Genomic DNA, 233 nt, shown 5'->3' with positions numbered 1-233 from the left:
CCAATAATTACTATTTATCATCAGAACAAAGCACGGGTAAAACAGTGTTATCTCCTTTTGTAGAACAACTTATTGCACATAGAGATGGGCTAATTACCGATGAAGCTTTAAGTTTAGCTAAAGCAGGTTTTGCGGCTATAGACGTAAGAAAAGAAGCTATGAACTACTTGTATCGGCAAGCATCGGCGCAAAGGTATAACCTTAACTTAAGTAATGGTGGCATAAAAAGTTCG

1 protein-coding gene is annotated in these 233 nt (G+C 37.3%); it reads left to right on the top strand.

The features are described 5' to 3' along the window. The coding region (locus RMT89_RS45570) for a hypothetical protein (RefSeq protein ID WP_315889625.1) at nt 1-233 on the top strand (233 nt) is incomplete at both ends.

The organism is Streptomyces sp. P17 (assembly GCF_032436805.1).
Lineage (GTDB): Bacteria > Actinomycetota > Actinomycetes > Streptomycetales > Streptomycetaceae > Streptomyces.
The sequence above is the reverse complement of the archived record's forward strand: the minus strand, read 5'-3'. Positions and strand labels throughout refer to the sequence as shown.